The sequence below is a fragment of the Thioalkalivibrio versutus genome (genome assembly GCF_001020955.1).
GTDB classification, from domain to species: domain Bacteria; phylum Pseudomonadota; class Gammaproteobacteria; order Ectothiorhodospirales; family Ectothiorhodospiraceae; genus Thioalkalivibrio; species Thioalkalivibrio versutus.
This window is the reverse complement of sequence record NZ_CP011367.1, coordinates 1,630,625-1,649,018: the sequence shown is the minus strand read 5'-3', so window position 1 is coordinate 1,649,018 and position 18,394 is coordinate 1,630,625. Positions and strand designations below refer to the sequence as shown.

19 protein-coding genes and 1 tRNA gene are annotated in these 18,394 nt (G+C 63.2%); 9 read left to right on the top strand and 11 right to left on the bottom strand.

The window, feature by feature from the left end:
* Both TVD_RS07665 and TVD_RS07660 read right to left on the bottom strand, forming a co-directional pair.
* A complete protein-coding gene (locus TVD_RS07665; RefSeq protein ID WP_019568755.1) occupies positions 1 to 342 on the bottom strand; it encodes an STAS domain-containing protein in 342 nt (113 codons plus the stop codon).
* 32 nt (positions 343 to 374) lie between these two features.
* Positions 375 to 782 carry an ATP-binding protein gene (locus tag TVD_RS07660; protein WP_019568756.1) on the bottom strand — a complete coding sequence of 136 codons (408 nt, stop codon included), beginning with the start codon at positions 780 to 782 and terminating at the stop codon, positions 375 to 377.
* Between the two features lie 776 nt (positions 783 to 1,558).
* Between TVD_RS07660 and TVD_RS07655 the strand changes: the two genes are divergently transcribed.
* The 6 genes from TVD_RS07655 (at position 1,559) to TVD_RS07635 (ending at position 7,552) form a co-directional block, all read left to right on the top strand.
* Positions 1,559 to 1,885 (top strand): hypothetical protein, encoded by a 327-nt coding sequence (locus TVD_RS07655; protein WP_019628093.1) that lies wholly within the window; start codon positions 1,559 to 1,561, stop codon positions 1,883 to 1,885.
* A gap of 144 nt (positions 1,886 to 2,029) precedes the next feature.
* Positions 2,030 to 2,311: a hypothetical protein gene (locus tag TVD_RS14575; RefSeq protein WP_156167524.1), complete on the top strand. Its 282-nt coding sequence runs from the start codon at positions 2,030 to 2,032 to the stop codon at positions 2,309 to 2,311.
* 93 nt (positions 2,312 to 2,404) lie between these two features.
* On the top strand, positions 2,405 to 3,898 hold the full coding sequence (locus TVD_RS07650; protein ID WP_240472254.1) for a TolC family protein: 1,494 nt from the start codon (positions 2,405 to 2,407) through the stop codon (positions 3,896 to 3,898).
* Complete coding sequence (locus tag TVD_RS07645; RefSeq protein ID WP_047251255.1) at positions 3,895 to 5,661, top strand: PAS domain S-box protein; 1,767 nt, start codon at positions 3,895 to 3,897, stop codon at positions 5,659 to 5,661. The genes TVD_RS07650 and TVD_RS07645 overlap by 4 nt, the downstream gene beginning before the upstream one ends.
* Positions 5,661 to 6,359 (top strand): ABC transporter ATP-binding protein, encoded by a 699-nt coding sequence (locus TVD_RS07640; RefSeq protein ID WP_018951889.1) that lies wholly within the window; start codon positions 5,661 to 5,663, stop codon positions 6,357 to 6,359. The genes TVD_RS07645 and TVD_RS07640 overlap by 1 nt, the downstream gene beginning before the upstream one ends.
* Before the next feature lie 8 nt (positions 6,360 to 6,367).
* A complete protein-coding gene (locus TVD_RS07635) occupies positions 6,368 to 7,552 on the top strand; it encodes an ABC transporter permease (protein WP_047251254.1) in 1,185 nt (394 codons plus the stop codon).
* Here TVD_RS07635 and lnt read toward each other — a convergent pair.
* The 7 genes from lnt to TVD_RS07600 form a co-directional block, all read right to left on the bottom strand.
* Positions 7,530 to 9,065, bottom strand: coding sequence for an apolipoprotein N-acyltransferase (gene lnt, locus TVD_RS07630; RefSeq protein ID WP_205622099.1), 1,536 nt, complete (start codon positions 9,063 to 9,065; stop codon positions 7,530 to 7,532). The two genes, TVD_RS07635 and lnt, sit on opposite strands and share 23 nt — an antisense overlap.
* A gap of 82 nt (positions 9,066 to 9,147) precedes the next feature.
* Entirely contained in the window at positions 9,148 to 9,555 is a 408-nt protein-coding gene (locus tag TVD_RS07625) for a hypothetical protein (protein WP_047251939.1), read from the bottom strand.
* A gap of 50 nt (positions 9,556 to 9,605) precedes the next feature.
* Positions 9,606 to 10,007, bottom strand: a complete 402-nt coding sequence (locus tag TVD_RS07620) for a hypothetical protein (protein WP_047251253.1) — start codon at positions 10,005 to 10,007, stop codon at positions 9,606 to 9,608.
* A 162-nt stretch (positions 10,008 to 10,169) separates the two neighbouring features.
* On the bottom strand, positions 10,170 to 11,741 hold the full coding sequence (locus TVD_RS07615) for a TolC family protein (RefSeq protein ID WP_047251252.1): 1,572 nt from the start codon (positions 11,739 to 11,741) through the stop codon (positions 10,170 to 10,172).
* Between the two features lie 900 nt (positions 11,742 to 12,641).
* Positions 12,642 to 12,718: transfer RNA gene (locus TVD_RS07610), tRNA-Arg, on the bottom strand.
* Between the two features lie 273 nt (positions 12,719 to 12,991).
* Complete coding sequence (locus tag TVD_RS07605) at positions 12,992 to 13,543, bottom strand: porin family protein (protein ID WP_082119100.1); 552 nt, start codon at positions 13,541 to 13,543, stop codon at positions 12,992 to 12,994.
* Between the two features lie 523 nt (positions 13,544 to 14,066).
* A complete protein-coding gene (locus TVD_RS07600; protein WP_018951896.1) occupies positions 14,067 to 14,519 on the bottom strand; it encodes a hypothetical protein in 453 nt (150 codons plus the stop codon).
* A 488-nt stretch (positions 14,520 to 15,007) separates the two neighbouring features.
* On the opposite strand from TVD_RS07600, the gene TVD_RS14910 reads away from it, so the two are divergent.
* Entirely contained in the window at positions 15,008 to 15,220 is a 213-nt protein-coding gene (locus TVD_RS14910; RefSeq protein WP_026304820.1) for a CsbD family protein, read from the top strand.
* Positions 15,221 to 15,446: 226 nt separating this feature from the next.
* Here the strand turns inward: TVD_RS14910 and TVD_RS07590 are convergent, their stop codons facing one another.
* Positions 15,447 to 15,947: a PRC-barrel domain-containing protein gene (locus TVD_RS07590; protein ID WP_047251251.1), complete on the bottom strand. Its 501-nt coding sequence runs from the start codon at positions 15,945 to 15,947 to the stop codon at positions 15,447 to 15,449.
* A 270-nt stretch (positions 15,948 to 16,217) separates the two neighbouring features.
* A complete protein-coding gene (locus TVD_RS07585; protein WP_019568766.1) occupies positions 16,218 to 16,925 on the bottom strand; it encodes an MBL fold metallo-hydrolase in 708 nt (235 codons plus the stop codon).
* 72 nt (positions 16,926 to 16,997) lie between these two features.
* On the opposite strand from TVD_RS07585, the gene TVD_RS07580 reads away from it, so the two are divergent.
* Positions 16,998 to 17,618, top strand: coding sequence for a methyltransferase domain-containing protein (locus TVD_RS07580; protein ID WP_018169911.1), 621 nt, complete (start codon positions 16,998 to 17,000; stop codon positions 17,616 to 17,618).
* A 181-nt stretch (positions 17,619 to 17,799) separates the two neighbouring features.
* Entirely contained in the window at positions 17,800 to 18,318 is a 519-nt protein-coding gene (locus TVD_RS07575) for a DUF302 domain-containing protein (RefSeq protein WP_018169910.1), read from the top strand.
* Positions 18,319 to 18,394: the final 76 nt, after the last annotated feature.

Here is an 18,394-nt window from a genome sequence, read left to right as displayed (position 1 = left end):
TCAGGCCTCACCGCGGGCGCGTGCCACGGCCACCGCCCGATCATCGCAGACGTCCAGGATCGACAGGAAGCCGCTGATCTCGAAGACCTCCCGGATCGGCTCATGAATCTCGCACAGCACCAGCTGACCATTCAGCTGCCGAACCTTCTTCGCCGCCATGAGCATGACCCGCAGCCCGGCACTGGAGATGTATTCCAGGTCGGCAAACCGGATCACCAGGGTGGGCGAATCGTCCAGAAGGGCGAGCAGTTTCGCCTCGAAAGCCGGCGACGTATTACTGTCCAGGCGCCCCTCGGGGCTCACCACGCATACGCCGTCCACCGTCTCTTTATTCAATTCCATTACGTAATCGGGCCTTGTTGTTCAGTTCGTTGTCACTTGCGCTTGAGACGTCGCAGTCGAAGGCGATTCACTCCGTCGGCACTGTCGTACTGAATGTCGTCCATCAGCGTTCGGATGAAATACAGCCCCAGGCCTCCGATCGCGCGGTCCTCGACGCCTCCCTCCAGGGAGACCTTCGGTGCGTCCTCTAGCGGATGAAAGGAGTGGCCATCATCGGTCACCACGACCGTCAGGCCTTCGGTGTCCGCCTCGAGTTCCACACCAATCCGGTGCTCGCCGCCGTCATCGAAGGCGTAGGACACGAGATTGGTAATCCATTCATCGAGCGCGAGATTCACGGTGTTGGCTTCCATGCCGGCGCGCTCGCAGAACGCCTCGACTTCACCAGCGAGTCGAGGGATCTCCGTCAGTTCGTTACCAATATCGAGACTGCACCGCACGCCGTCACTGGCCTCCGCTTGCTCGCATTTGTACCCAAAAGATCGCCGGAGCCCGCGTAGCCTTCTCGGACGCGGCGCTTACCTTTACAGGCGCAGGGTATAACACTCGGGTCGCCGACACATGCGCGTGGGGGTTGTCGGGTGAAATCCGAACTCTGTGATGATGCCGATCTCTCCCACGCGCTACGGCGATATGCTTCGTTTTCGCTGTTCCGAACGGACCCCTGATCCCGCCTGCTGGCAGTTTTCCGTGTTGCGAGGGCATCCTCCGTCTCGCCAATGCTCGGCACCCCGGGCGCTGACAGGTTTCAAGCGGAACGTATGGCGCGCCCGCCTTCCCAAGATGTGCTCTTAAGAGCACCGATGTCCGCAGGACCGGAAATCGCCCTTGTAACCGCCAAAAACGGCGGTTACAGGGGGGGGGAACACGCCGCTGTGGCCCCAATGTCCTTCCCAAAATGCGTCGGTGGCCAATGGGCCGGATGCGGGCCCATTGATTAGTGTTTCCTTGGAGGTCAGGCTCGCGCCTGATCCTCCGTCTCGGTGCGGGTGCTCGCCGGAAGCGTGAGTTTTCCGTTAGTCGCATTGGGGCGAAATCTGAACTGAATCACGGTTTGTGTTCTGATACCGCCCGAAAGGCGCCTGGTTGGACACGGGCGATCATGACATCGGGGCGGTCGTTGCGCGGTTCCGATCGACACGAGAGGTGATGGATGGGACGGTTGACACGATGGGCGTTGGTGGCTGCGGTTGGGATAGCCACGATGTCGGCGGGGATGGCCACGGCCGACCAGGTTTCCGAGCTGCGACTCGAGAACCGCTCCAGTGAGGCACTGCAGGGGACCATTACGGTCCTGCACGGATCGGCGGATTATGAACAACGGCAGTTCCGCCTTGCCCCGGGTGCAAGCGAAGAGTTCGTCTGGGATGGCTGGTATGGGAACTACGCGTACGAACTGGACGGAGGGCGACTCAATTCGGTGCTGATGTCATTGCCTGGATATGCCTCCTACTACTCCAGTGAAGTCGAGATCACCTGGTACGACGATCAGGGCGAGCTGAGCCACCGGGTCGAGTGCTCCAACTCTTGCCGGTGGCCATGATCGAGGCGGTTTCGCGGCTGTAGTACGCGTGCAGGCAAACGTCTGCACGATCGAATGATACGAGTGTGTGGCCGGTGAAATCCTCGCCGATTCAAGAAGAAAGGCGAGCGGCCGTCTGTTGAGTTCGACAACTAGGAGAAAAAGATGAAAAAGCGTTTGGCTACGATGATGCTGTTGGGTGGGGTGATGTTCGGCGCGACCGCGAACGCTTCTACGATTTGTGTGTGCGTGGGTATTGGGAGTACCGGAGGTGGTTGTGGAAGCAACGCAATCGGGGCGAACTTCGGGCAGTATTTTGCCAATGTGCGCAACTCGGATCTGGAGTCGTACCTGCGCAAGCAGCATGCCGACCGGCTCAGCAGTGGTGCCAGCAGTAGTGAATATTCGTCCCAAACCGGTTGGCTGTGCACCCGGGAACGACGTTAGGTCTCGGATCTAAACGAACCGCACGTGTTAGGTGACACGCGAGGCTGGCCAGCATGCTGGGTCACAGGTGTGCTGGCCAGCTTGGCGTTTGCAGTGTCCGCATGGGTTGTGATGCCCACGGCCGCTGCTTCTGCAAGTAGTTTCAATGTCCACGAATACGAGCCTACCCCGCTGTCGGGCAGCGAGGTGGAATTGGGTCTGGCCGATGCCATTGCCCTGGCCCTGCGGCGGAATACCCAGCTGCAAAGCGCGTATCTCGATCGCGTCGTCGATCAGTTGAATCTGGCGGTGGCCGAGGCGCAGTTTCGGCCCCGGGGTACGATCGTGTTGGGTGCACAGCAGAACCGGGCGCCCGGGGATGATGCCGAGACGCAGCGGTCGAGCACCCTCTCGCCGTCTCTGGATACCGCACTTCCGACGGGTGGCCGAATCGGTTTCAGCTGGAATCTTGACCAGGACCATGGCCTGGATGAGCCCGCCATCCAAACCTCGCGCAGCTCCCAACTTTCGCTGGACCTGAATCAGCCGTTGCTGCGTGGCGGCGGCCTGGCGGTGGGTCGGGCACCCCTCGAGATTGCCCGCTTGCAGGAAACCGCGAGTGCCCTGGGGCTGGAAGAGACGGTGGTCGGGACCATCGATAGTGTGATTGCGGCGTATCGCGCGCTGTTGCAGGGGCAGCAGCGCCTGGAGATCGCGAAGGGTTCCCTGGAGCGCACCGTTGAACAGCTGGAACGCAATCGTGCGCTGGTGGAGCGAGGGCGCATGGCATCCAACGAACTGGTGCAAACCGAGTCGCGTCTGGCCAATCAGCGCTTCAGTGTCAGCCAGGCCGAAGATGCCGTGGATCAGTCTCGGCTGGAGCTCCTGCGCCTGCTCAACCTGGGGCGTGACACGCGTCTTCGTCTGCGAGACACAGTCGAGCTGGAGGCGCTTGAGAGCCTTCGCGTTCGATCTCCCTCGCTGGAAGCGGCAACATCGATTGCGCGTGACAACCGTCCGGATTATTTACGCCTGCGGATCGCGCGCGAGATCGAATCGATCGGGCAGATGCTGGCCGAGAATGAACACCTCTGGAGACTCGATCTGAACGCTTCGCTGGATGCCGGGGCGACCGGGCGAAGCGCTCGGCAGGCCACCGGTTCGACGCTGGACGAACGTCCGGGATATGCATTGGGGCTGGAGCTGGAGATCCCGACCCTGGATCCGGAGCGGCCGGTTCGACTGCTTGAATCCCGCATTCGCCTGCGGCAATCGGAAATCCAGTTCTCCGAACGAGAAGTCGAGCTGGAGCTGGAAGTGGAACGTTCCCTGAATGATCTGAACAGTCGCTGGCAACAGTTGGGCTTGGCGCAGCGCTCGCTGGAATTGGCGCGCGAAAGCCTGGAGATCGAGCGTGAGCGGCTGGCGGTGGGCCGGACGACGTCGTTCCAGGTCAATGCAACCGAACAAAACCTCCAGCAGGCCGAGCAGAGCTTGTTGGACGCCGTGATTGCGTATCTGAATGCGCAGACTGCGCTGGACCGGGCGCTCGGGACCACGCTGGATAGCTGGGGGCTGTCGCTCCCTGAAGCGGGAGTGATGCCATGAGCGACAGTCAAGTTGTGTTGAGTCAGCAGATCCTGGATTCGATGGCGGATGGGGTGCTGGTCGTCGACGCCTCTGGCGCGATCACGACCTTGAATCCCGCCGGGGCGGCGATTCTCGGTTTGCGGGCCGATGAGGCAGAAGGACGCAGCCTGGCCGAGGTGTTTATCGGAGAAGAGGGCTACGCAGCCTTTGTCGATGCATTGTTCGAGGCGGTCTATTCCGGTGTGATGCAGCCCGACCAGATGGTGTCCATCAGCCTGGGCGGGCACGTGCGTTCGCTGAAGTTGACCACCTCCTATCTGGCGCCCCGGCAAGCCGGGGGCGAACGCGCCGTGCTGGCGGTGTTTACGGATGTGACGGACCTGGAGCAGGCACGCCAGGCCGAGCAGAGCCTTTCCGATGAGCTGCGCGGCAAACACAAGGAACTGCAGGACGCCTTCCTGGAAATCGAGGCGAACAGCGAGGCCTTGCAGCAGGCGTACCGCCGTTCCGGCCGCATGCGGCTGATGATGACGGCCGCCGTTGTGGCCGTATTTGCGGGTGCTGGGTACTGGGCGATCCCGAACGCCGCGTTGCCCGAATTTGGTGCCAGCGATGCCCAGGTCGTCGATGCCACTCAGCCCGGAGCGTTCGAGGTGCAATCGCGCGCGGTGGAAACCACCACGAGCTTTTCCGGGCGGTTTCGTCCGGGCGATGTCATTACGCTGGTCAGTCCTTTCGAGTCCACCGTGGTGGCCCGCCACGTTGAGTATGGCGAGCGGGTGGATGAGGGTGATCTTCTGCTGGAACTCGATTCGACCGAGATCGATATCCGCTATCGGCGTGCACGCAGCGACCTGGCGGATGCCGAGGCGGAGCTTGAGGACCTGGAGGACTGGGAGCAGGGCCGCGAGATGGCCAGTTCACGCCGCAGTCTGAGGCAGGCCGAACGCAATTTGAGTAACGATCAGCGCGAACTCGATGATGTCGAGCATCTATTCGAACGTGGCATCGTTCCCGAGCGCGAGTTGCGGGCGGCCCGGGAGCGAGTGGAAGAATCCCGAGTGCGGGTCGAGGCCGCGCGAGAAGACCTTGCGGAGACCTCGCGTCAGGGCGGTGAACGGGCGATTGCGCGGGCTCGCGTCGAGGTTGAGAACGCGCGCGCGGAGTATGAGCAGGTACAACGCCAGCGTGAGGGGGCCCGCGTATACGCCCCGGTCGATGGCGTCGTTCTGGCGCCCCTCGGCGAGGACCGGGATGACGGCGAGCGGGTAGAGGCTGGGGGGCGTGTGTCCAGTGGTGCCGCCCTGCTGGCGGTGGGCGACCTGTCTTCCCTGGAGATCGAAGGGACCGTTGATGAGCTGGATATCCATGACGTCCAGGCGGGCCAGTCGGCCCGGGTGAACGTGGTGCGAGGCGCGGGTGACCCGATGCCGGCCCGGGTGTCCTACGTGTCTTCGCAAGCGCAGGAGGGGAGCGGACGAGGTCTGCCATCGTTCCGTCTGATCGTGCGTATTGATGACCTCGACGCCCAGGACCTGGACCGGATTCGGGTGGGGATGTCCGCCTCCGTGGATGTGATCACGCAGCAGGATCCGGATGCGGTGGTCGTGCCCCATGCCTATCTGGGCGGGAGCGGGTCGGAGCGTTGGGTCCTGCGGCAGACATCCAACGGCTCCGAGCGGGTCGCCGTGGAACTCGGCCGGTCCCGATACGATGGGGTCCAGGTGCAGAGCGGCCTGGAACCCGGTGACCGGTTGTTGCCACCCGTGGGTGAAGGTTGATGTCCGCGGCGCAACCGCTGGTTAGCCTGCAAGACGTCCATCGCTCCTATCGAGTCGGGCCCACCGATGTGCACGTCCTGCGCGGAGTTCAACTCGAGATCCACCGGGGTGAGCTGGCCTCGCTGATGGGGGCTTCCGGCTCCGGCAAGTCCACGCTGATGAACATCATCGGGATGCTTGAACGCCCGTCTTCGGGTGATTTCTTTTTCGAGGGTCAGGACGTGCTGCAACTCGCGCCCGATGCCCTGGCGCATTACCGCAATCAGCAGATCGGTTTCGTCTTCCAGACCTTTCACTTGCTGCCGCGACTGACGGCCCTGGATAACGTGGGGCTGCCGCTGCTGTATCAGGACGTGAGCAAGCGGGAGATGCGTCGCCGTGCGCGCGAGATCCTGGGTCGAGTCGGCATGGGTGACCGGGTCGATCATCGACCCAACGAGCTCTCCGGCGGCCAGCGCCAGCGGGTCGCGATTGCGCGTGCACTGGTGGGCAACCCTTCCGTGGTGTTGGCGGATGAGCCCACCGGCGCGCTGGATTCGAGTGTGGGCCGCGAGATCATGGATCTGTTCCACGAGCTCAACGGCGAAGGCGTGACCGTGGTGATCATCACCCACGACCCGGCCATCGCACGGGAGTGTCCCCGGCAACTGGTCATCCGGGACGGTGTGGTCGCCGGCCCGGAGCAGGTGCCGGCATGAGGTTGCGGATGCTCCTGGGCGAGGCGAGCCGCAATATTGTGGCGACCAAGCAGCGCTCCCTGCTGGCGCTACTGGGGATCGTGATCGGCACGGCCTCGGTCATCGCGATGCTGAATGTCGGGTCTATCATGCACAACGCGGTGCTGGAGCAGTTTCGCGCGATGGGGACCAATGTCATCAATATCCGACAGCGCTACGCCACGGATGAGGACGACCCCGCGCGTAACCAGCTGGACCTTGCGCTGGCTCGGGCGTTGGGGCCGGCCCTGCCGCAATTGATTCAAGTCGCGCCATTTGATGGGGCGAGTTCGCAACTGCGAGCGGGCGCGGAGACCCAGAATATCCGGCTGACGGGGGCGACCGAGGCGTTACAGGGGCTCTTGCGGGTACGCCTGGCCGCCGGGCGCTGGGTCTCCGAGCTGGATGGGGTGGAGCTCCAGGGTGTGGTCGGTTCCGAGGTGGCATCCAGCTATGCCGCGCAAACCAACCAGGCACTGGAAGTGGGTGCCCGAGTGGGGCTGGGCGGCTACACCATGACGGTGGCCGGAATCCTGGAGCCGTATCCACGAGGCGGCGGGGTGAGTCCGATCTCCCCGAACCGGACGATCTTTCTACCGATCGAAGCCTTGCAGCGTTTCGATGCCGATGACGAGCTGGAAGGCATCCTGGCGCGTGTGCATCCACAGGCCGACCATCAGGAACTGGCGCGAACCATCGAGACCTGGGTGGAGGAGCGCGCCCCGGGGTTACCCGTGGAGGTGAATAGCGCCGAACAGTTGCTGGCCAACATGGAGCAGCAAAGCCGCATGTTCACGATCATGCTGGGCGCGATCGGCAGTATTGCGCTCATCGTGGGGGGCGTAGGGATCATGAACATCATGCTGGTATCGGTCACCGAGCGACGCAAGGAGATCGGCATTCGGCTTGCCATCGGGGCCCGCAATGCCGACATCCGTCGCCAATTCCTGGCCGAGGCGGTCATGCTGTGTCTGCTGGGCGGTGTCATTGGGGCCGCGTTGGGAACCGGGGTGGCCATCGCCTTTGCCCATTTCACTGGGAACGCGTTCGTGGCGGCACCCATGGCGGTACTGCTGGGCGTTTCCGTCTCCACGCTGACGGGGATTGCCTTCGGGTATTACCCCGCCCTGCAGGCCTCGCGGCTGGATCCGATCATCGCACTGCGTAGCGAGTAGAGCGTCCCAGCCGGCGCCAGCCACGATGGAGGCCGGCCAGCAGGACCAGCACGGCCAGGCCCTGAAGGAAGCGGTCGCCATGGCGTTGGTAGAAAGGGCGCTCCGCCACGGTGTGGACCACGATGCTTTGGGTCGTGCTACGCCACTGAGGCGTCTCGCTACCTGGCACCACTCGGCCAGCCGCGTCGAAGACAGCGCCGCCTCCGGTGTTGTGCAGCATGACCAACGGACTGCGGTTCTCCAGGCTGCGTGCGCGCGCGATGGCCCGGTGCGCATCAGCAGCGCGCGGCGAACCGAACCAGGCGTGATTGCTGATGTTCACGATGATCCCCGCTTGCCCCGACAGGTTCTCGCGCACGAGGTTGGCGAACAGACTCTCGAAACAGATCGTCGGGGCCAGGGGCACCCCGTCGGGCACGGTCAGGGACTGTTCCGCTTGTCCCGGGCTGAAGCGTGAGGCATGTGGCAGGCGCTTGCGTAGCCAGGGTAGTTGCGCTTCGAACGGCAGGTATTCGCCGAATGGCACGAGCTTGCGTTTGCGGTAGGTCCCGGACAGGCCGGCCCCTGGCTCGAACAGTAGGGCGACGTTGTGAGTGCCATGGCCCGGATCATCCCGGTGCTCGGTCCCGTTGACCAGGATGGGTACCCCGATCTCGTCGGCCAGGGCGGCAAGGGCGCGATGCCCCCAGGATTGCGGAGCCGCCTGAAGTGTCATGGCCGCCTCGGGCCAGATCACCAGATCCAAATCCGGGTCGGTCTTGTGCAAGTCTCGAGTCTGCGCAATGGCGGTATCGATGTCGTTGTTTCGATCGGCCATCGGCATGTCGTCGCGCCGCACATGTACCGGGATATTGGGCTGTACCAGGCCCAACCGGGTGCTGTGTTCCGGAGCTGCCCGTTCCAGTGCATCCAGGCGCAGGCTCCCGTAGGCCAGCAGGGTCACCACCAGCAAGCCGAGGAGTACTGGCGCTACTGGGGTGAGCGTGTGGCGACTCACCGCGATCAGCATGCCGACGGCGAGAAAGCCGATCGAGGTCGAGAAAAAGAGCAGCAGGGGCATGCCGCCGATATCGACGACTTGTGCCAGCAGGGGGTGGGCGAGCAGGGCGTAGGCAAAATGTCCGGGAACGACCTGCGGCGAGAAGGACAGGGCCACCGTCAGCAGTCCCGCTGCGAGCAGGGCCTCAGCGGGACGTTCCAGGCGCAGCGCAAGTGCGGCGACTGTACCGGAGAACAGCGCGTAGGGTACTGCGTGCAGGACCGCCAGCCCCAGCACCATCAGGCTGCCAAGGGTCCATGGGAAGCCGAGCCAAGCTTCGGTGCCGGATACGACCCATCCGAGCGATGGCAGCCAGTAGCCCAGGCCCGCCAGAAGGCCGGCCGCAGCGGATGCGCCGATGGTCAGGCCCTGCAAGGCGAGCCCCAGAAGGGCAATGGATATCAGGACGAAGGCCCCGGGCAGGGGGCCCTCCGGGAAACTCAGGTGAAAGAGAACCGCGGAACCTGCCAGCAGGCCCGCACGCGCGAGTGCGGACAGGGCGGACCGCTGTATCACCAATGCCGCAACGGTGGGTGTGCCGGAGCTGCTTGGCGGATTAGCGGATGCCGAGGCGGTTCGGACAGCCGCCGCCGCTGTAGTTGATCTCGGTGATCTCGACCTGACCGGAGACTACGTGAACCTCCGAACGGTGGCTGAAATCCAGCCGCTTGCTCTCGCCTTCGCGCCACTGTTCCCGGTCGCGGGCTGCGAGTGTGAGACTTTCGGTGTGCGAGTTTGGGTCCATCACCATTGCGTATCCCTGCAGGGTGCTGTCGGCAAGCCCGCGGAATCCGATGCACCCGGTGGCGAAGCTTTGCGTGGCGAGCTGTACGCTGTCGCCGCTGCGCAGGACGTCCCCTTCATTGGCGGAGCTGCCACCCCCTGAGGCTACCGCAGAGGAGAGGGTCACCGAGGCGAGCGAAAGCACGACCGTAGTGGTGAGCAGGCGAGAAATTGGATTCATTGCGGATACCGGGTTGGGGTGGGGGGTGCTGGTTTGCCCTGCCGTGGCCATCAGCCGACGCGCAGTCCGAGGCGATCGGGGCAGCCCCCGCCGCTACGATTGATCTCGGTGATCTCCACGGAGCCAGAGAGCACCATGATTGCCGAGTTACGGAAGTCGAACCGTTTCGTCTCGCCTTCGCGCCAGCGCTCCCGACCGCGTTCCTCGGTCGAATTGCCTCCACGGTAGGACTCGATGATCTGATATCCCTGCACTTCGCTGTCGCTCAGGCCCCGCAGTTCCATGCAGCCGGTGGAGCCGATCAAGGCCTGTATGCGGGTTTGGTCCCCCGCGCGCAGCTCGTCACCTACATTGGCGCTGCTGGTGCTCGAGGCCAGGCTGGATCCCGAGGTGGCAACCAGGGCCGATGTCACACTCAGCAATAGGGCGCGTCGTATCGGTTGAGGAATCATTTGGACGTGGCCTCCGTGCTTGTTCGCCGTTAAATGCGCGCCAGCCTAGCACGGGCAGTGCCGACACCTTGATATAGCGTTAGTCCAGCGTAAGGTGAGGTGTTTTGGGCGGGAATGAAGCCTCCGTGTCTACGCCGTGATGACCGGGCCACGATGCGGATCTCAATCGATGTACGCGGATGTGTCTGTTGTCCTTGATGGGATCGCCAGATCCCAGCGTTCGAGCACGATGCCCATCGCGCGATCCAGGTCGGTCTGGGCGTTCTGGTAGTTGATGGCGGCGTCCAGCAACGACTGCTCCGCCTCCCGGAGCTGGCGCTCCACGCTTTCGACCTCGAACCCAGAGGAACGCCCGACTGCGAGCTTTTCCTGCTCGATAGCCACAGCCTGTTGTGCCAGATCCAGCGCTTGTTCGGCCAGATGGAGTTGATCCCGCCGGCTCTCCAGCGCCCCAAGGGCGCGTTCGACCTCAATGCGGATGGATGTTCGGAGTTCCTGGGTCCGCAGGCGCGCCTGACGCTGCTCCACCCGTGCCGCGCCAAGGCGTTGTTGACGCGTGTGCCGGTCTCCCCAGGGGATGCTGAGGCGCAGGCCCAGGGAGTGGCCAGGAGACTCTTCGAAGCCGCGCTCGATGGCACGAGTGGTGGACGGACTATCGCCCCGCAGTTCGACCGAGGCGGTCACATCCAGTTGCCAGCGGTTGGCGTCCTCGGCCAGTGTTCGATCGAGAGCGGTCAGCCGTTGCGTGACCAGAGATTGGCGAAATTCCGGACTCCGATCCAGTGCCGTATCCATCGCGCTTTCGAGGGGGGGTGCATCGGTGAGGAGTCCGTCAATGTCGTGGACATCAATCGCGTCCCGCGGCTCGATCTCCACCCCGGGTTCCAGCCCAATCAGTCGAATCAGATCGAGCTCGGCCTGATCCCGGCGCTCCTGGGTCTGCGCCTGCTGTAGCTCTTGACGCGCAAGGCTCTCGCGCGCCGGGGCCAGATCCGCCGCCGCAAGCCGACCGCGTTCCACCAGCTCTGTCCGGTTTTCCAGCTCTTGGCGACTTCTATCCAGTGCGAGCTCGGCGAGTTCGACCCGCTGGTTTTCCAGGATCAGGTTGCGGTAGGCCTGAATTACCTGGGCGAGGGTGCTGATGACTTGTGACTCCAGGGCCAGTACGTTCTGTTCCTCGTTCAGGTGCGCCCGTTCCACCGGCGCGCGGCCAATCTCCAGACCCCCACCGCGCAATAGCGGTTGCGTGATGTCCAGCGTGACTGCGGAGGCGCTGTCTGGCGCGGTGTCGGGCGCGTCGGATTGGAGTACCCGTTCAATCCGCCAGTTCAGGCCCGCCTGCGCGCCGGTGGGAAGCGCGAGGCTGGCACTTGGGTTGACGCTTGCGGTGCGCGTCCGCACGCCGTTCGCGCCCGCTGTACGCTGCTCGCGAGCCTGAAGCGTCACGGTGCTCCGGGGGTGAAAGGCCTGATTGGCCAGATCCAGATTGGCCCGGTCGACCACACGGCCCAGGTACGCGCCGCGCAGCGACGGATTGCGGGCAAGCGCGACCTGCAAGGTCTCGCGCAACGTCAGGCGCAGGGGCGCGCTTCCGGATCGCATGCGCGATTCAATTGCGGAGTCGGCCGCCGCGACCACGCGGTGCGGGTCGCCAGGGTTTCCCGGGTCAGCCGCAGCGGGCGTCACCAGGACCAGGAGGCAGCTGAAGAGGGCAGGATGTTTGAACAAACGCATGGCTGGCGGGAGGGGAGCGCAATCTCGATCAGCGGGTGAGTTTCCGGCGACCGCCCGCAAACCTGCGCGCCATCCCATGCAGGCAGTATCCCAAGCCAACCCTTATGCAGTAAAGCTGAGGCTCGGCCGGCCGCTGGGGTGCCGGCATTGACTATCATCGGGAATGGATCCCGATCCTCATCAGAAAACGGCGACACGAGTGGAGCAGATGCCCTCTGCAGCTACTTCAATTGCCAGGCGGGTGATCTCTTTGAGCACTTACCTGAGGGTGGTGAGGCGCCGGAGTAGGGTGGCAATTTGGACACAGCGCCAGGAAGTCATCCCGTTGCCTCGTCCGAGGGACCCATGGCGCGTAGCGGCACAGGTTGGTCACAGGACTTCCGAAGCCAAAAACGAAAAAGAGACCAGCGACTGTAAATCACTGATCCCTCTCTCTGGAATATGGCGCGCCCGGAAGGATAGCGGCGACGCTGCGCCCCCTCCCCGTCATCCCGGCCGTAGCGCAGCGGAGAGCCGGGATCTCCACACGCCGTTCCAGCCCCAACGTACGGGTCACTCATACCGTGGAGATCCCGGATAACCGCTGCGCGGTTTCCGGGATGACGATGTCGGAGGCACCTGGAGACCCGGGGTCGCACGCGCCTTGAGCCTGTCTGACGCTCGTTGCTAGTCAGAAACGAAAAAAGGCACCCGGATGTGGGTGCCTCTTCTCTGGAATATGGCGCGCCCGGAAGGATAGCGGCGACGCTGCGCGTCTTGCCCTTCCGGGTGTCGGCCTGCGGCCGCCACATTCCTCGCTGCGCTCGGGATCGAACCGATTGTTGAACGGAGGTTCGAATCCTTTGTGCCAGTAGAAACGAAAAAGGGCACCCGGATGTGGATGCCCTCTCTCTTGGAATATGGCGCGCCCGGAAGGATTCGAACCTCCGACCACCTGGTTCGTAGCCAGGTACTCTATCCAGCTGAGCTACGGGCGCATCGACTGAAGGCGCGCATTATCGCGATTGGTCCCGAAGGATGCAAGCCGTCGCGGGGTATTCTTTGCGTTCGGCTTGGTCTGCCGGGCTCTCCCAGCCGTGCACGATCGGGCGATAGAGCGTGTTTCGCACTCCGTCGCGTTCACGAATGCGGTCGTGGGCGAAATCCTGCATGCCGCCGACGCCTGCGGAGGCATGGCCGGCGCGGCGTTGTTCCGGTGTGGATTTCACGATTCGAGCGTGCGCCCGAAAAGCCCCGGTCCCGGACGCGAATCAGAAGTTGTAGCCAAGTCCGACAGTGTACGAAAAGTCACTATCGAGGAGCGCATTCTCTGCGTCATTCGAGCCGCTGAAGAACCATTGGTATTCAATGCGACCGAGGGCGTAGGTGTCTTCCAGGAGGTAGTACTTCAAGCCCCCATCCAGTCCGGCGAACCCGCTGTTGTTGACCCCGTCGCCGTAGACTGCGCCCAGGCTCCCGCCAGCGAAGGGACGCATCCGGCCGTCTGTGTCTTGAAGGTTGAGATAGCCTCGAGTGGCTCCGCTCCAGAAGTCATTGGTCAGGAAGTCGTCCTCGAAGTCGGCGTAGTGGATGCTCTGGCGGACGCCGAGGACCAAGTGACCACGCAGATACCAGCCGATATCACCCGTGATGCCGAGGTTGGTGTTGTCGAACCTCCGGTCACTGATGGCACTTCCGGAAAGCGAGAATTCGCGGTCGCCGATGGAGGGCCCAAAGTTGGCGGCCGATCCTTGTTGAGCCTGGACGGAAAGGGTGAACGGTCCAGCCAGGCAGAGCATGACTGCGGCTACCTTTTTCATCATGACCTGCCTCCTGAAACGTTACCCGCCGCGTTGGCATGGCGCAGAGCCTTTGGAGTGCGACCGCGACCGGTAGGGCCCGCTTTGCATCCGAAACGGCAGATTGCGGTCGCAACCGAGAGGGCATCTGTACGTTGCCGCACATTCGCCCCCGGACGCGTTGGGTTTTAGTTAACGGGAGACATAAAGAAGAAGAGATATCAGGGGTGTAACGATGATTTCGATACGTGATATGAGGTGTTGAAAAGGATCTTCAGCGAGACGCTGATTGAAGCGCGTTTGCGTGTTCTCGCGGTGTCGCCCCATGTCGTCCGAGACAAGGGCGCTGTGCATTGGGTAGTGAACGAAAGGCGACTGATCGGGGACGCACAGAAGTCTCTGTCAACCTGCTCTTCGAGCAGTGATGAAGCGACTTTGCGGCGCGATTGGATGGTGGCAGGGGGGGCGGCTGCCCCCTGATCGTGGTGTGCCTCGGGGCAGGGCAGCAGGCGTTCTTTCGAATGGCCCCTACCCCGGGCAAGAAGGCTCAGAAGTTGTAGCCGAGGCCTACGGTGTAGGCGAACGCACCATCGCGGAAGGCATCTTCTGCATCGCTGGAGCGGCTGAAGAACCACTGGTATTCGACGCGGCCCAGGACGTAGGTGTTCTCCAGGACGTAATACTTCAGGCCGCCTTCCAGGCCGGCGAACGCACTGTCCTTGACGCCGTCGCCGTAGATGAAGCCCAGGCTGCCCCCACCAAAGGGACGCAGACGGCCGTCCGTCGTCTGGAAGTTGAGGTAGCCGCGCGTGGCGCCATTCCAGAAGTCATTGGTGATGTTCTCGCCCTCGATGTCGGCGTAGTTGATGCTCTGGCGGACCCCGAGGATCAAATGATCGCGGAGATACCAGCCCATATCGCCCGAGACGCCAAAGTTGGTGCTGTCGAACTTGCGGTCACTGCTGCCGCTTCCGGAAAGCGAGAACTCGCGATCGCCCATGGACGGTCCGAAGTTTGCCGTTGATCCGGCTTGCTGGGCCTGGACGGCGAGGGGGAGTGTTCCGGCCAGACAGAGCGTGAGCGCGATTAGCTTCTTGGTCATTACGTTTCTCCTGATTGGTCCCCATCCGGGGCGGGATGGGGTGGTTGTCTCGGTGGGTTCTGGGCGTGCCCGGGAGGCGCCGGGTCGATACTTGGGGTCAGATTACGTTTCCAGCGATGGGGTATCTGTACGTTGGCGCACACAGACAGCCGGTCGCGCTGTGTCCTGGTTCGCGAAAATCAACAGACCCCTCGATTGCCCGGAACCGTGGGTCCAAGTAGTGCTTTTCAGGAAGGGAAGAAGCCTCGATGGGAAGAGCGAGGATGGACGCTGCGCGTGAAGTTCGGGCGGGTTTGTGCGATCCCGCACAGACGGGCACGGGTGGGCTCCGCAGGGTTCTGGATCGGGCGGCAATCAAGCCGGTCAGCCATTCGGAGGAGTGCGAGATGAACTGGAATATCGCGAAAGATCACTGGAAGCAGTTCAAGGGCAAGGTCAAGGCGCGTTGGGACAAGCTGACCGACGATGAACTGGAAACGGTGGCGGGGGAACGCGACGAGTTGGTGGGCTGTATCCAGGAGCGGTATGGCGTGAGCCGGGCCGCGGCCGAAGGGCAGCTCGTAGAGTTCGAGAGGAAGGTGAGTCGGGTACACCACTGAACCGCCAGCCGTGGGTGGGGACTGGCCCGCCCGGGCTCGTTTTCGGGGTTTGGTGATTGGCGTCTGGACCTTGCTGGCCGGAAACTGACTATGCAGTTGGGGGGCGCACTGTGTTTGCGTAGGCGCGGAGCGTCATGTCACCCGGGCGCGAGATGACCACTGTCTCCGTAGCGAGTCGGTGGCCCCGAGGGGGGAGGACCCCCTCGAGGCAAGGATGACCAACGCGTTACTCGCGTTCGTATTCCGGCATTTCCTGCAGCGTGTCTTCATTCATGTCGATGTAAAGCTTGACCTCTCCGTCTTCGGACGTGCGCTCGATACGGTCCCAGGCGATTGCCACGTCCTTTCCGCCGAGGCCGAGAACGCCGCTGCCCGTGCCGATCACGACCGCGACGATACGGCCGTCCCGATCGACGACCAGGTCATGGACCTCCCCGATCTCGTCGTGGCTTTCGCGGCTATGGATCTTCTGGTCCATCAGATCCGAGACGTGCAGCCCCTGGTCCGGCATGCGCTGGATATGGGGGGCATCGTCGCGGGCACCCGCACGTGATTGTTCCATGGCGTCGCGGTCGTGGCCTTCGGCGCCGCGTTCTTCCATCATCTCGTGGTCGTCCGAGTCCTTCTCGTGTTCGCCGGCCATCGCGCCGGTCATGACGCCGCCCAGGCCAAAGACGAAGATGGGGACCGTGGCCGCCGCGAGTTTGAGTGAGGCAAGTGTTTTCATGGTGTCGCTCCTTGATGGTCCGGCATTCAATCCGGAAGTCGATGGCGCGTGCATCGCGCAGGCACTTCGACCCGGCGATGCGAACGCACCAACGATGTTGCGGAGCGCTGTCACCCACGTCTGTACGTTGCGGCACACACCTGGTTCGTAGCCAGGAAGTCTATCCAGCTGCGCTCGCATCGACTGGAGGCACGGTGGGTCGTGATGAGCCCCGAGGCAGCAAGCCATCGCGGTGAGTGTGCTGTGGTTCTCTGACCCCGTCCGCCGTCCTTATCCCCTTGGGACGGGGTGATAGGGCGTACTGCGTACTCGGTCGTGTTCATGCATGCGGTAATCGACGAAGGCGTCCTTGTCGTCAAAGTGCAGGAAGGGGTTGCCCGCATCCTCCTCCGCCAGTGTGGATTCCGTCTTTTCCGCGTAGTTGTGGCCCGGGTGGATGCAGGTATGGGCCGGAAGCCCCTCGCGCAGGCCGTTGAGGGTGTGAAACATCTGTTCCGGATCGCCGCCGGCCAGGTCGCAACGGCCGCAGCCGAAGACGAACAGGGTGTCGCCGGTGATCAGGTCGTCGCCCGCCGGCATGTGGAAGCAGGCGGAGCCGGGGGTGTGGCCGGGGGTATGCAGGAAGCGGATCTCGGTGTCGCCCAGACGCATCTCGTCGCCACCGTGGTGCAGTTCCGGACGTTCCAGCTCCTTGCCCCAGAACTCGGCCTCGGGCTTGAGCAGGTGCAGTCGCGCATTTGGATACTGTTCAAGGATTGCCTCGACCCCGTTGATGTGGTCGTGGTGGCTGTGCGTCAGCAGGATGTCGGAGATGTCGACTTCGTTTTCGCGGGCCTGACGGATGATCGCCTCCGGATCCCAGGCTGGATCGACCACCGCACCACGATGGCTGGCGCGGTCCTCGATCAGATAGACGAAGTTCTCCATCGGGCCGAGTTCCTGGCGGTGGATGCGATAGGGCAGTTGAGTACGGTCCATCGAGGTCTCCGGGAGTTATTCGTGGTTTGGTAGGGTCTATGCATTTCCTATCCTGTGCCGAGAAGGGGAGTGATGCCAATTTCCGAAGGTTCGCCAGTTGATTCCGAAGTTCTGGATGCCGAGACCGACTGGGAGGCGCGCTATCAGGCGGGTTCGACCCGTTGGGATCGCGGCGCGCCCAGCCCTTCGCTGGAGCGGTGGTTGGAGGTCACCGCGCTGGGACCCGGTTCGCGGATTGTGGTGCCCGGTTGCGGTTTTGGGCACGAGGTGCCGGCTTTGGCCTCGCGGGGTTTCCGTGTGATCGGGCTGGATGTGGCGCCTACGCCGGTAGGGCACTTGCGCCGCGAACTGGCGCAGGCCGGGCTGGAAGCGGAGGTGGTGCAGGCGGACATGCTCGCCTGGCAACCAGAGGGGCCAGTGGACGGCATCTACGACCAGACATCTCTTTGTGCCCTGGCGCCCGAGCAGTGGTCGGCCTACGAGGCGAAGCTGCATGGCTGGCTGCGTGAAGGCGGTGAACTGTTTGCGTGTTTCATGCAGACCGGTCGCGAGGGCGGGCCGCCCTACCATTGCGCAGTGCCAACGATGCGTCAGCTGTTTCCTGCCGATCGTTGGGGTTGGCAGGACGAGGTGGGCCGGACCGACCACACCAATGGCAAGTACGAGCAGCTCTTCTCTTTGATCCGGCGTTAAGGCGCTGCTGTGGCTCGTATCGGCCGGGCCGGTGCAGGGCCCGGCGCCGATGGCGAATCTCCCGCGTCCAGGCGCGGTAGATTCGGTGAAGTGCATGCGCATGATCTAGATTCGCACTAGGGAGGGCCGCAAGGGCTTTCGGCCGGCGGGCTCTCCCGTCCACCCGAATCAGGAGTGCGCGATGAAAGTCTGGATGCTCGTGTTGTTGTTGTTGCTGCCGCTTCCGCTGACCGCGTCCGAATCGACGGAGGGGGACGAGGCGCTGGATCCTGAAACGTTGCAGCAGATGGTTCGGCAGAGTGCCGAGATTTTCAAGATCGAAGATGGTGTCAGCATCGACGAGGCCATCGAGTCGATGAAATTGCGGGCCAATCTGCGCAATTTCCAGGAGGTCGCCGATTTGCCGCTGTCGGATCAGGTGCAGGCAATGGGCGGCGAGGGCAATTACATGCGTATTCTCGCTTTCTGTGATGCCCTGATCGCCAACCAGATGGTGAAGCACGACATCATCTATGCGAGCTTTCTGCCCTGTCGTATCGCAGTGGTGGAGGATGACGAGGGGCAGGGCTGGATCGTCACCACCAACATGGACATGATGCTGCATGCGACGGATCTCCCCGAGGATCTCGAGGTCGTGGCCCGCGAGGTGCGCGACACGATCTACAGCATCGTCGAGGCGGGGCGCACCGGAGATTTCTGAACGTCCAAATGAAACGCCCGCGGCTCCTTTCGGAGGCCGCGGGCGTTGTCTGGTACGCGCCTTTGAGTCGCCGCGC